Annotated in this window: 11 protein-coding genes, 2 tRNA genes and 2 pseudogenes; 5 read left to right on the top strand and 10 right to left on the bottom strand. The window is 66.0% G+C overall.

Annotated elements, in window-relative coordinates; translation table 11 throughout:
* Positions 1-599, top strand: a 599-nt coding sequence (locus ABZ260_RS34580) for a DUF6461 domain-containing protein (protein WP_355626104.1), incomplete at its 5' end; no start/stop codon positions are given.
* A 5-nt stretch (positions 600-604) separates the two neighbouring features.
* On the opposite strand, the gene ABZ260_RS34575 is transcribed toward ABZ260_RS34580, so the two are convergent.
* The 5 genes from ABZ260_RS34575 to ABZ260_RS34555 form a co-directional block, all read right to left on the bottom strand.
* A complete protein-coding gene (locus ABZ260_RS34575; RefSeq protein WP_355626102.1) occupies positions 605-1,381 on the bottom strand; it encodes a GntR family transcriptional regulator in 777 nt (258 codons plus the stop codon).
* 56 nt (positions 1,382-1,437) lie between these two features.
* Positions 1,438-1,514 (bottom strand) — tRNA-Val (locus tag ABZ260_RS34570).
* A gap of 304 nt (positions 1,515-1,818) precedes the next feature.
* Positions 1,819-3,357 (bottom strand): WD40 repeat domain-containing protein, encoded by a 1,539-nt coding sequence (locus ABZ260_RS34565; protein WP_355626100.1) that lies wholly within the window; start codon positions 3,355-3,357, stop codon positions 1,819-1,821.
* Positions 3,358-3,751: 394 nt separating this feature from the next.
* Positions 3,752-4,297, bottom strand: a complete 546-nt coding sequence (locus ABZ260_RS34560) for a hypothetical protein (RefSeq protein ID WP_355626098.1) — start codon at positions 4,295-4,297, stop codon at positions 3,752-3,754.
* A 254-nt stretch (positions 4,298-4,551) separates the two neighbouring features.
* Complete coding sequence (locus ABZ260_RS34555; protein ID WP_355626096.1) at positions 4,552-5,127, bottom strand: DUF5919 domain-containing protein; 576 nt, start codon at positions 5,125-5,127, stop codon at positions 4,552-4,554.
* Between the two features lie 763 nt (positions 5,128-5,890).
* Here ABZ260_RS34555 and ABZ260_RS34550 point away from each other — a divergent pair.
* Positions 5,891-6,148 (top strand): annotated as a pseudogene (locus ABZ260_RS34550) (IS5/IS1182 family transposase); the annotation flags it as partial.
* A gap of 210 nt (positions 6,149-6,358) precedes the next feature.
* Here ABZ260_RS34550 and ABZ260_RS34545 read toward each other — a convergent pair.
* Together ABZ260_RS34545 and ABZ260_RS34540 are read right to left on the bottom strand one after the other, a co-directional pair.
* Positions 6,359-7,459: a winged helix DNA-binding domain-containing protein gene (locus tag ABZ260_RS34545; RefSeq protein ID WP_355626094.1), complete on the bottom strand. Its 1,101-nt coding sequence runs from the start codon at positions 7,457-7,459 to the stop codon at positions 6,359-6,361.
* Complete coding sequence (locus ABZ260_RS34540; protein WP_355626092.1) at positions 7,456-8,439, bottom strand: NADP-dependent oxidoreductase; 984 nt, start codon at positions 8,437-8,439, stop codon at positions 7,456-7,458. The genes ABZ260_RS34545 and ABZ260_RS34540 overlap by 4 nt, the downstream gene beginning before the upstream one ends.
* Before the next feature lie 91 nt (positions 8,440-8,530).
* On the opposite strand from ABZ260_RS34540, the pseudogene ABZ260_RS34535 reads away from it, so the two are divergent.
* Positions 8,531-8,905, top strand: a pseudogene (locus tag ABZ260_RS34535) (HTH domain-containing protein); the annotation flags it as partial.
* A 135-nt stretch (positions 8,906-9,040) separates the two neighbouring features.
* Here ABZ260_RS34535 and ABZ260_RS34530 read toward each other — a convergent pair.
* Positions 9,041-9,442, bottom strand: a complete 402-nt coding sequence (locus ABZ260_RS34530; RefSeq protein WP_355626090.1) for a hypothetical protein — start codon at positions 9,440-9,442, stop codon at positions 9,041-9,043.
* Positions 9,443-9,522: 80 nt separating this feature from the next.
* Here ABZ260_RS34530 and ABZ260_RS34525 point away from each other — a divergent pair, with 80 nt between their 5' ends.
* Together ABZ260_RS34525 and ABZ260_RS34520 are read left to right on the top strand one after the other, a co-directional pair.
* Complete coding sequence (locus tag ABZ260_RS34525) at positions 9,523-10,077, top strand: DUF1349 domain-containing protein (RefSeq protein ID WP_355626088.1); 555 nt, start codon at positions 9,523-9,525, stop codon at positions 10,075-10,077.
* Between the two features lie 317 nt (positions 10,078-10,394).
* Positions 10,395-10,649, top strand: a complete 255-nt coding sequence (locus ABZ260_RS34520; protein WP_355626087.1) for a tyrosine-type recombinase/integrase — start codon at positions 10,395-10,397, stop codon at positions 10,647-10,649.
* A 56-nt stretch (positions 10,650-10,705) separates the two neighbouring features.
* Here the strand turns inward: ABZ260_RS34520 and ABZ260_RS34515 are convergent.
* Together ABZ260_RS34515 and ABZ260_RS34510 are read right to left on the bottom strand one after the other, a co-directional pair.
* Positions 10,706-10,780 (bottom strand) — tRNA-Val (locus ABZ260_RS34515).
* 33 nt (positions 10,781-10,813) lie between these two features.
* Positions 10,814-11,911: an ROK family protein gene (locus ABZ260_RS34510; RefSeq protein WP_355626085.1), complete on the bottom strand. Its 1,098-nt coding sequence runs from the start codon at positions 11,909-11,911 to the stop codon at positions 10,814-10,816.
* Between the last annotated feature and the right edge of the window lie 288 nt (positions 11,912-12,199).

The raw sequence follows: 12,199 nt of genomic DNA, 5'->3' as shown, positions 1-12,199 counted from the left end.
TCTCCCGCGAGCGCTTCCCCGAGCTGGCGGATGCCTACTGCTTCACCTACGTCCGCGGCCTGACGCCTGAGGAACTGGTGACCCGGCTCGGCGTCGGGGTTGAAGACTGCTCTCGCGTGACGCTTGATGAGCTGATCCGGCGGCAAACCTTCGGTGCCGTCGCCGTTGGAGACTGGGTACTCCTCGTCGAGGCCTACGGCGGGCTCGGTATCACCGAAGAGATCGTCATGCCGCTGTCGGCGGGCACCCGTCTCGTCTCCCATTTCTACCTCGACGTCGACGGCATGGACTACTTCTACTGGATCGACGACGGAAAGATCCGGTTCGAGTTCGCGTACCAGGAAGGCTATTCCCACTGGATCGAAGACGGGAAGATCCAGTTCATGTTCAGGCACCATGAAAGCTACTCAGAGGAGATGCCGGACGAACTCGCAGAGACCCTGGAGCGGATCGACTCCCCCGTCTACCCGATCGCCGACCCCCACGAAGGGCCGGCGTTCCTCTTGGCCGAGCGCCTCACCGGGATCACGATGACGCCGCAGCTGCTGGAGGAGTCCACCTACCTGTGCGGAGGCGTTCAACCAGTAAAGAAAGTCTGAGTCCACTACACACGAAGCGCGGCTCCCCCTCCCGGCTCGCCTCGGTCATAGTCGCTGGCGGAGGCCACTTCGAAGCGGTCGGCGGGGAGTTCGATCTCGGTGAACTCCAGCGGACGGCCGTGGCTGCTGAGCATGACCCGCCGGACGACGAGCAACGGTGTGCCGATCGGTTCCATGCCGAGGTCTTCGTAGGTCTCGCCGTAGGGCATCTGGGCATGGACGGATGTGGTCCAGCGCAAGGGGCCGTGCTCACGCTCCAGATGAGCGTAGTAGTCCTCGGGCTCGACGTGGGATTCGATGTCCCGGTCTGCGCCTTCGCCCGTGATGGTGGCGACCAGGTCGGCCAGGACATACGAGCACAGGTGAATACGGGCGCGGGTCTTGGTGTGCTGCCAGTAGGCGTAGCGATAGACGCCCATGCAGCCTCGGTGTACGCCCAGGACGTCGGCTTTGCTGCCCTCGATACTCATGAACAGTGCCGAGTTGGGAGTGACACCGCCCGCGGTGCGTTCGGCCTCGCTGGCGACGGTGACGTGTTCCCATCCCTGCTTGGCGGGGTCGTAGGTGGGACTGAGCAGATCTTCGCGCTCTGAGCCGCCCATGAGGATGAGGCGCCGGTCAGGGGTGGGGCGGGCGAAGGTGCCCCGGCCGTGGGCGACGGTGAGCAGCCCTTCGCCGACGAGCCGGGCGATGGCCTTACGGATCGGGCGTGAGGTGACGTACTCAGAAGCGAGGAACGCTTCGCCGGGAAGTATCCGTCCTGGCTGATAGTGGCCTTGCACCACGTCAGTTATTCACTCACGCCCCGTTCCGAAGGTCGGATACGGGGCGTTTTGGCTGGTGGGCACTACTGGGTTCGAACCAGTGACATCTCGCTTGTAAGGCGATCGAGACCGGTGCTCGACCAGGGGCACTATCGGCCTTGACCTGCGAATACGGTCCCCGCTCGTCCACCGGTGTCCGGCCCCGTCCGGGGTCGTTGTCACCCAGTTAGTCACCCAGGATGCCGCTCCCTGAGATGGCTTTACCGTGTCCTATCGACTGCCATCCAAGCCGTGCTCGACCCGGGTACGGTCGTGATCCTCCGAGGTGTACTCCTAGCATAGAGAAAGCCGTTCAACCGCATATCCGCATGCCGGGCGGCCCAAACCTTGTAGTCAGGCGCCGCTCGGAGATGAAGCCGAGCGGCGCTCGCCGTATTGCCGGTGCGCGTGCGCGACTATCCGTTCAGTCCCTGGACGCGCACTTCGTGGCTGGTCTCCGCAGGCGCGTACATGTCATTTCCGACCCACTCAACGGTGTACGTGTACTCACCGCCCTCGACCGGTCTGTCGACGAAGCCGTACGACCCGTCATCACGAGGGGACACTATCGGCAGGGTAGTGGCGAGAGTGTCGTTACCGTTGGTCACCGTCCGCTGCACCACGAGCCTGACGTTTGCGGGATTCAGGCCGTCGGCCTGGAACACTCCGCTGAACGCCAGCCATGTGCGGACGGACCCACTGGCTGGACCTGTCAGAGTAAGCGACACCGAGTATTTGACCGTTGCCGTCGCCGAAGCCCTGCTCCAGCGGAAGTTCCCGTTGCCATCCCAGAGCACGGCATAGGTGAACTCCCCGCCGACCGTCGGGATGTCGGTGACGGTGAAAGTGCCGTCCGCGGCAGTCGTCACTCCGTCGAGCGTCTCGCTGCTCCCATCGGACAGGCGGCGGGTCACCGTGAGCGGCTGTGCGCCGGGAGTCACCCCGCCAGGCAACTCGAGCCGGCCGATCAGAGTGAGTGGTTGATTCGTCACAGGGTCGGACGGAGCCGTCAACGTCAGGGTGGATGCCGGGAAGGCGATGTCTTCGATCCGCCACAGGTGCAGCCGGTCGTAAGACGACCTCAGCACAGCGAAGACATCCGTACCAGAAAACGCGACGCTGCCCGCGACCACACCGCCGACCTCATTATCCTCTGTATAGATCTTCGTTCCCGTCGTCGCCTCGTACAACGTGATGTCGGTGCCGTCACCGTGCCCACCCACTATGTGGACCCCGTCCGGGCTGATCGCGACAGCCCTCGGGAAGCGCACGGAGGCCGACTCCTCACCATAGGAACGAACCCTCGTCAAGCTGGTGGCGTCCCATCTCTCGAAATGGTGTGGAAAAGCGGATGCCGAGAGCACGTTCGATCCGTCTGGGGTGACGACGAGTTCGACCGGGCTGGATGTGTCGTACGTGTGGCCGTCGATCTCGCCACGCAGCGTGGGGGTTCCGCTCACGTCATAGACGAACAGGTCCGAGGGGCTGCTCCCGGTTTCACCGACTGCCAGCGTGCTCCCGCCAGCCGCGACCAGCGGAGCGTCATGGAAGTCGGATGCGACTGCGATCGGCTCTGGTTCCTGCTCCGACAGATCGAGGCCCAGGACGCCACCGCCATAGGTGAGGAGGCAGCCATACCCCACCCACAGCCAGTCACCGGACTGCGCCAGGTTTGTCGGGCAGGGGTAGGCGTCAAGGTCGATCCGGCGAGTGATCGCCAGAGTGGCAGTGTCGATCTCGAGCACCTGCTTCGGACCGATCAGCGCGGCGTAGAGGTGAGCTCCGTCCGGCGCCATCGCCAAACCGTAGGCGTCGGACAGTCCGGTGATCTCGTCCACAAGCTCACCGTCGGTGTTCGCGACGATGATCCGGTCTCCGTTGGAGACAAAGACCTTTCCATTGCCGACGACCAGGTCACCGGGCCTGGAGGACCAGTCCACACCGAGGTCCGTCATGGAGTCAGAGGCCGAGGCAACTGGAGTCAGGGCGACGAGGAGTCCGGCCGCCATGGCAAAGGCCGCGGCAAGGCTTACTGACCGGCGCGCGAGCCGAGCAACCAGTGATGCGGCGCGAGAACGTGCCATGGGTAACGGGCGCACATAGATCTCCGCTCGTGAGGGGATGAGGAAAAAGCAAAGCGCCCTGATCAAGCCAGAGAAACGCACCTGCGGTCAAGATCGACGTTTAGTAACAATCAGGGTTTATCGAACACCGGTTCGGGAGCGTGAAAGGCATCCCCAAGTGGACGAACGACGAGGACACGAGACTCCGGCCGAGCCGCCAAAAACTGTCACTCTTCGTGATACAGCCAGGCCAGCACCGCACAATCGACACCAAACCGTGACATAATCAGAAGTTCTCGCGCCATAGGTACCAGGGGCCGTAGTAGTGCTCGACGTCGGGCTCGTACCCCGCTTCTTCCGGCAACGGTGGCTCCCCGTGCAGGCTCCATATGACGCCCTGCTGATGGATGCCATCTCCCCCACCGGCCAGCGCGAAGCGCACCGTGTTCCCATGCCGCGCGGCCCAGGAAACATCGAACAGCCCCAACGTTCCCGGGCCCGTCTTCCAGTCGGCACTTCCCGCCACCGCCGACCGTGCGACTGTCTCGAAACTCTCTGCGGACAGAGCGAACCTGGACTTCTTCAGTTCTCCTACGGCGGGCAGCGCAAGCACCAGGATCCCGATGAGCGGTGGTGCCGCCCAGCGCGACAGGTTCCGCCCGACACTCGATCTGCTCGCCGGGTTGAAGAGCGCTACGGCGAGGCGAACGAACCAGACCACGCCGAGCACGAAGAAGGCAAGGAGCGCGGGCAGTACCCAAAGAGGGCCGATACCAGGAAAGCTCGCCTGATACAGGAGCAGGAGGCCGATGACCGCCAGCGAGCCGATCAAAGGGAGACCCGGTACGCCGGTCGAACTCCTCGGGGACCGCTCTTTCAACGTCATGGCAACTCCAACCAGGGTCGACCAAGGCATCTCATGATCCACGCGAATCCTATCCACGGTTCCCGATAAGCACAGTGCGCCGGAAAGCCGGACTTCCACTCACGGTTCAGAAAGCGGAGAAGAGATCAGCCTAAAGTCGTTCTCATCCACGGCCCCACCCATATGACCTACCGTTTTCAGGATGGTTGCCGTCTGGCTCGTCACCCAGAACTCGCGCTCTCCGCAGGCTTTCGCGGCTCCCCCGCCCAGACGTCTCGCCCGTTACTCCACAGCTCGGAGGCGTGGTAGCCGAATCGGTCGAACAGGCCGTCGTCCTGGTAGCGGCGCAGGTGCATCATGGGCGAGTCGTGGCCGACGAGCTTGGCCAGGTGCGGGGTCACGAGCATCTCGGAGTCGAAACGGAAGACGCTCATGGCGATGTGCTCGTCTCCGAACCTCGCCTCGATGCCGGGTACGTTTCGAACCTGCTCGATCTCCGAGAGGGTGATCCGGATGCGGGTGGAGACGGTCAGCGGGACATTCTCCACCTCTTCGCGGCGGCGGGTGACCTCGCTGTCCGGGTCGCCGATCAGGAATCGGATCCTGCACCCCTGCTCGGCCTTGCGCTTGAGGACCTTGGCGAGGTTGGGGTGTTCCAGCCACAGGAAGTAGTTGGTGTACCCGGCGAAGACGATCTCGTTGCGGGCTGAGCTGATCAGGTTGCGCCAGATCGACTTGGGGCACGCCGACCGGTAGGGGTAAACGGTCAGAACCTCTCGATCCGGACCGGTCTTCACGGTGTTACGGATAGCCTCTGGCCACAACACGGACGTATCAACTCCTAATGCCTCAGCGGCGGCCAACTGGTGCCGGAGGTGCGGAACTCGCGCCTCATCCTGTAACCAGCGTTCCACCGTCTTAACATCCACTTCGCAGCGATCCGCCAGATTCTGGTTGCTCAGCTTCGCATCGAGCATGGCGCGGCGTAAGGGGACGTTGGCCACGGTGCACCTCGGGAGTGAGGACGTCAAGGACGTTTTCGACTCTAACTTTGAAACGTCCTGGACGTCTCTGGAACGCGGTGGGTTCGTCACTCAAATGGAATGACGCTTACTCCATGTCAACACCCGTGATTCTGGAAGACCTCCAGGCAGCATTTCCCGGATGGTGCATTTGGTGTAGTTCTGCGGGCCGTTTGTGGGCAACCCGGAATGGCCGACACCTCACCAACGAAGAGATAAATAATGGCCTCTACCGGACAATCGACGCCGACGACGTCACCGAACTCGCCCAGCAGCTCCGCAACAAGGTGAAGCGGAACGTCGTCGATCTCTGTGAGATCCCGGATGGGTGCAAGGGCCGTACCTCCAAGGCACTCACGCTCGCAGAGGCCAGTTCCATCATTGCCCTGGCGGAGCAGGCCACCCCGCGCATACGTGGTGCTCTCGCTGCTGATCGGTGCCCGTACGGAGGAACTCCGCGCGCTCCTGTGGTCTCATGTCGTCGCGTTCGACGAGGAGCGCAAGGTGTGGTTGCCGATCGAACAAGACCTGCGCCCTGCTCAATGAGCGCGGCCTGCGCGGCCGGATAGCCCACAAGGGCGAGAAGGCCCCGATTCGGGAAAGCCGGCGCTGGCACGTCGAGCGCACCCACGCCTGGCAGAATGCCTTCTGCCGCCTCGCCCGCTGCTACGAACGCCGCGCCATCGTGATCGACGCCTTCTTCAACTTCGCGGACGCGATCATCACCGTCCGCAGCCTCATCCGACGATCCTGGACAACCCACCGCTGGGACAGCCACCCGAGGCGACGCCCGTAAGTCCCCACCTATCCGCGCTGATGCCTTCGTTATTCGCGAAGTACCCGACGCCGGAGGACCTGGTCACGTTGCCCTGCGTTGGCCGCGAGACCGCCAACGTGGAGTTTGGGAACTCCTTCGGGCGATTGCGATGACGCCGCAGCTTGTGCTCTGTTGACCCGTGCTTACCTTGCCTGGCTTGGGTCCAGCGGTCGATGCCGGGGTGGATGCTCAGGACGACCTGATCGCGATCGGGCTGCCGTAGGACACATTCTCGCCTCCCACGAACGGCAGCAGGCGCTCCGTCTCCTGCTCCAAGGCCGCCCGATCGATCGCGGACAGCGGGCGGAACGGAGTGAGGCGCAGGGTGTCGCCTTCGAGGGACCAGCTTCCGTGCACGTGGCCGCCCACGAGGAAGGTGGGCCGTACCTGTGCCTGGCCGGGCATCACGCGCTTTCGGTCCTCGTGACTGATGATGCGGGTCCGGTCGGCGTGGCCGAGCAGGGCGTTGTCGAAGGCGGGCAGCAGTCGCACGGGCGCGGGCGTGTCGGGATCGGGCAGTTCCGCGTTGGCCAGGTCGATCAGTTCCCTGCCGTCGGGGTCGCGGTAGTGACGCAGTTCGGCGCGCATGTCGGAGACGATCTCGCCGAGGCGGGTCAGCCCGGACCAGGCCTGTACGTCCATGGTCCCGGCTGGGCCGAACGCTGCCAGATAGCGGCGGATCAGGTCCTTGGCGGTCGCCGGGGCCATGGGCTGGCCGAGCCAGGTCTCGGCGGGCGTGACGGAGACGGCCGACCGGGTGCCCCAGGAGCCCCATGTGCCGGTGGCCGGGCTGTGGATGAGGGGGGCTCTGAGCTCAACCTCTCCGGCGAGGATGCGCCCGTCGCGGCCTGGGTGGCGTTCGGCCAGCCGTCGGGCCAGCTCCTTTCGCGGTGTCGTTCCGCCCGCCAGCAGTTCAAGCCCGGTGGCGACCAGCGAGGCGGTGTCCAGGCCCGCGCTGTTGCGGGCAAAGTACGCCGAGCGGGCGGTGCGGTCGAGCACAGGCTGCAGCAGCGGCCGCAGCCGGCGGAAGTCGTCGGCCGCGGCGAGGTGCTGGGTGCTGCGGAGCAGGCCGGAGCGGACCACCTTCCGATCCTGCAGCAGTCTGGTGAGCTGGGAGTGGGTGAAGCCGTGGATCCTGCTCCACAGCCCGACGTAGGGCCAGTTGGGCTCTTGCGCCTGCAGCGCGACCAGGCGCCCGATCACCTCCAGCGGGGTGTGATCGGTGCGGGCCAGCAGGAACTGGCGGCCCAGCAGGGCTCGGTTCAGGGCCCTGCTCGAGAGGGTTGTCACGACAGCCGCACCGAGACATTGCCCCAGTAGGACCCCTGGAGCAGGGACAAGAACGCCTGCGGCACGTCCTCGATCCCGCCCTTGACGACCGTCTGCGGGTAGACGAAGCGGCCCTCGCCCAGCCAGGTGCTGAAGTGTTCCCGCCAGGCGGCGATCTGGTCGGGGGTGTGGTAGCAGGAGAACGGCAGCAGCTCGATGCCCCGGGCCTGGGCCGCGGCGTGATCGGGCTTGGGGAAACGCTCCGCCGCATCGCCGAGCTGGCTGGACAGTGAGCCGCACAGCGCGAAGCGGGCGCCGGGCCTGGCCGTCTGCAGCGCGGCCTGATACTGCTCGCCGCCCACGACGTCGAAGAACACCGAAATGCCCTCGGGCGCGAGCTCTCGGAGCCGGTCGGCCGCCGAGCCGTCGTGATAGTCGAAGGCGGCGTGGTAGCCGAGCTCGTTCACCAGATAGTCGACCTTGGCCGGGCTGCCGGCGCTGCCGATCACCCGCGCCGCGCCCAGGCACTTGGCGATCTGCCCGGCCAGCGAGCCGACCCCGCCCGCCGCGCCGGAGACGAACACCACGTCGCCCTCGCCGACGGCCGCCACATCGGCCATCCCGTAGTAGGCGGTCGGCCCCTGACCGAGGTAGTAGCCGGGGTCCGCGATGGGATCAAGCTTGATGTACTGGGCGGCTGGGCCCGCCGAGTACTCGCTCCAGCCGGTCATCGACTGGACCAGGTCGCCAACCGCGAGCTCGGGGCTGTCGGACCGGATGACGGTGCCGATGGCGGCCACGCCCACCCGCTGGCCCGGCTGCCAGGCCGGTACCGGGATGGTGCAGTCCGCGCGCATCAACTCCAGATAGGTCGCGGCGAGCCCTACCTGGTCAGTGTGCACCAGAACCTCGCCGTCCACCTCGGTCGTGGCGACGGTGAAGTTGTCGAGTGCCGGTGCGCCGACGATCTGCGCGGCCAGCTGGATCTCACGGGTGATCATTTCTTGGTCCTTATGTCGGTACGGCCTTCGAGATCGACTCTAAAGAGGCTTCCGGTCACTTTTTGACCGGAAGGCGGGCGAGGATGGCGGTATGGCGAACACCAGCTCACGGACCCTCAGACTGCTCTCGCTGCTGCAGACCCACCGCCACTGGCCCGGCCTGGAATTGGCCGAGCGGCTCGGGGTCTCCGAGCGGACGCTGCGCCGTGATGTTGACCGGCTGCGCGAGCTCGGCTACCCGGTCGGCGCGGCCCGGGGCACCGACGGCGGCTACCAGCTCGCGCCCGGTGCCATCCTGCCGCCGCTGCTGCTGGACGACGAGGAGGCGGTGGCCCTCGCGGTGGGCATCGGCGACGCGGCACAGAGCGGGATCGCCGGCATGCAAGAGGCGTCGCTGCGCGCGCTCACCAAGGTGGTACGGGTCCTGCCGCCTCGGCTGCGGGCCAGGGTGGACGCCCTGCGGGCGATGCCCCTCTCCGTCGCCGTGTCCGGGCCGGTCGCCTGCGCGTTCGCACTCGCAACCAGGATCACGGGTATCGCCTTCGCCGACTGGAACCCCCATGAAACGGATTTCCTGGGAGCCGAAATCGTTCCGGACTGATCAGTGATCTGTACGGCCTGCCATGAGAGCTTCCTTCAAGTCGGCGGCTTGGGGGACCTTACACCGCGTTAGCAGTGTCGCGACGTCGACGAGTTCCTTGGCCGCGTGCCGGTTCAGCTCGACGGCATCGGCCACCATGGGCAGGCTCACCTGCACGGCCGCCGCCGCTTCGCCAGCCTCGGCGTGAGCCTTGGCCAGGCACGAGCCATACCAGGCACAAACCCGCTTTCCCGTACCCACGCCGGCACCCGCAACGCGCTCTTGCGCGCCCTGCGCTGCCTGGGAGAACGCGGCTTCGCCCTGCTCACGCAATGCTGGCGCTCCCTCCAGCACATTACCGCCAGCCCCAGCAGAATCGGAGACCTCGTCAAAGCTGCGCTTGTTCTCACCCATTTCGAACATGGCTACCTGACGTGAAATTCGCTGAAATCACCTCGCTGAGTGGCAGTGGATCTCTCAGAGGCGAGCGGTAAAATGACCACGTGACGGTCCAGGATTTCAGTGAGTGGCAGTGGATCAACGAGCCCGCGAAGTGGGCGGCGGGTGAGGACCTCCGGATCACCGCCGAGGCGCGCACCGATCTGTGGCGGGTCACCCACTACGGGTACATATACGACACCGCCCACATCTTCGGCAGGACGCTGCCGGGCGACCTGCGGGTGACCACGACCTTCCAGGCCTCCTACGCCGACCGGTACGACCAGGCCGGTGCCATGCTCCGGATCGACGAGAGGAACTGGATCAAGGCGGGCGTCGAGTACGTCGACAGGAAGATCAACCTAAGCGCCGTGGTGACCAGGGACTTCTCCGACTGGTCGATGCTCACGGTGTCCGAGCCGGTGGAGTCGGTGACATTGGAGCTGGAGCGCAAGGGTGACGCCGTGACCGTGAGGTACGGGCTCAACGGCGCGGCGCCGGTCACCATGCTCCGCTTCGCCTACTTCCCTCCGGAGGTCCCGGTACTCGCGGGCGTCATGTGCGCGGCCCCCAGGGGCGAGGGTTTCGAGACCCGCTTCACTTCGGTGACGGTCTCCTGACGCCACGGCGGCGGACCTGGACGCCGGTGCGCGGCGGGGGAAAGGGCCGTCCGCGGACCTCCCAGGGCATGCGAGAACCACCACATCGGCGCCTTGTCCGCTTATAGCCAATTTGCCAGTGGCATACAAGGCTCAGACACGCAGACAACAAGAAGGTCGCTCTCTGAATCGCCCCGGCTTTGATGGAGACCTTGATGTACCCCGGCTTTCGTGGAGTCGCTGATGTACCCCGAGTTCGGTGGAGTCGGGGTACATCACCCCATCGCCCTGGGCATCCAGAGCGACTCACTCCAGACAAATCGATCTTAGGGGCCGCCATGAGCGCGGGCATCGTACGTCGCGACGTACGGAAGATCATTGAGAAGGCGGGGCTCCGTGGCACCGACTGGACTCCCCGCGAGATGCGGCACAGCTTCGTCTCGCTGCTCTCGGACTCGGGCGTCCCGATCGAGGACATCTCACGCCTGGTCGGCCATCGGAACACGGTGGTCACGGAGACGGTCTATCGGAAGCAGATCCGGCCGGTGCTCATGCAGGGCGCGGAGGCGATGGACGACATCTTCGGGAGTTAGTCACCCAGTTAGTCACTCACGCCCCGTTCCGAAGATCGGATACGGGGCGTTTTGGCTGGTGGGCACTACTGGGTTCGAACCAGTGACATCTCGCTTGTAAGGCGAGCGCTCTACCGCTGAGCTAAGCGCCCGGGGTAATCCCGTTGGACAGACGGGACAACACCTTACGCCACCCGGGGGGATTTCAGCACATCGGGAGACCAGTTGGCCCCCGCGTCGGCGAAGCCGGCGGCGCGCCAGCCGAGGAGGGCTGCGCCGAGCATGCCGGCTGACATGCCGAGGGCAGCCTGGCGCAGAGGTGGTGCGTCGCGGAAGGCGAGGCGTTTGCCAAGGCGCTCGGCCAAGGGGACGGAGAGGAGGGGGCCCGCCTCGGCGAGGCCGCCGCCGAGGACGATGGCCGAGGGGTCCAGCAGGAGCGTGTAGGTGGCCAGGGCCAGGGAGAGCGCCTCGACCGCTTCGCCCCAGATCTCCATGGCGAGGGGATCTCCGGAGGCGGTCAGGGCTGCGACCTGCTCGGCGGTGACGGGAGCGGGCAAGGCGGTGGAGACGGTGACGGGCGAGGCTGGGGCGGGCGAAGTGGCAGGGTGAGCGGCAATGGCGGGCGACGAGGCAGTGGGCGAGGCGGTGGTGGCGGCTGAGGCGATGGGGACGGTGTCAGGCGAGGCGGGGGCGGCGGATGAGGTGGCGCGAGCGGAGTAGCGGCGGGCTACGGCGGAGGCGGAGGCGTAGGTCTCCAGGCAGCCGATCTGGCCACAGGCACACGGCTCGCCCTCCGGGAAGACCGGGATGTGGCCGATCTCGCCGCCCCAGCCGGCGCTCCCGCCGTACGGCTCGCCGTGCAGGATCACGGCGCCCGCGATGCCGGTGCCGATGGGCAGGAACAGGAAGTCGGAGAGCTCGCGACCGGCACCCAGGACACTCTCCGCGAGGCCGCCGGTGCGGACGTCGTGGCCGAGCATGACGGGGACGTCGAGCGGGACGAAATCCGCCGCGGGGACGTCCCTCCAGCCGATGTTGGCGGAGTAGAGGGCCGCATCGGCGGTGACCAGGCCGGGCACGGCGAGTCCGACGCCCGCGGGGGTGCCGTCGCCCGCGGTGGCGAGGTTGTCGATGAACGACCGGATCGTCGCGACGACGGCGGCGGGGCCCCTATCCCGTGGAGTCGCGCGGCGGTCGGTGTGGATGATCTCGCCGGACCTGGTGACGAGGCCGCCCTTCATCGACGTTCCACCGACGTCAAGGGCAACAACGAAGGAGCTCATGCACCCATCCAGCGGCTCGAAGGAGCGGGACCGAGCCCGACCCTAGCGCACGGCATGCGCGCTCGGATGGGGTAGATCCACCGATATGGCGGGGGATCGGAAAGGAACCCCGGCTACAGCCTCATATGCGGCTTACCGGTATCTCGGGTGATCATCGCTGGACGGGGCGGTGTCGCACGCGGTGAAAGGGCGGGGCCGGAGGCGGTGGCTTCCGTGGCCGCGTAGCCAGCTTGCGTTGACGTCCGTGTCGATGATGCCGGGCGCCACCGAGTTCGCGGTAATGCCTCG

The organism is Streptosporangium sp. NPDC006013, assembly GCF_040614275.1.
In the GTDB taxonomy this organism is placed as follows: domain Bacteria; phylum Actinomycetota; class Actinomycetes; order Streptosporangiales; family Streptosporangiaceae; genus Streptosporangium.
This window is presented reverse-complemented; position numbering and strand designations above follow the sequence as displayed.

Bases quoted from the DNA above. Each gene is read 5' to 3' on its own strand.
- ABZ260_RS34565 (WP_355626100.1), bottom strand. From the start codon at position 3,357: ATGACGGACCTCGGTGTGGACTGGTCCTCCAGGCCCGGTGACCTGGTC.
- ABZ260_RS34540 (WP_355626092.1), bottom strand. From the start codon at position 8,439: ATGATCACCCGTGAGATCCAGCTGGCCGCGCAGATCGTCGGCGCACCG.
- ABZ260_RS34530 (WP_355626090.1), bottom strand. From the start codon at position 9,442: ATGTTCGAAATGGGTGAGAACAAGCGCAGCTTTGACGAGGTCTCCGAT.
- ABZ260_RS34520 (WP_355626087.1), top strand. From the start codon at position 10,395: ATGAGCGCGGGCATCGTACGTCGCGACGTACGGAAGATCATTGAGAAG.
- ABZ260_RS34510 (WP_355626085.1), bottom strand. From the start codon at position 11,911: ATGAGCTCCTTCGTTGTTGCCCTTGACGTCGGTGGAACGTCGATGAAG.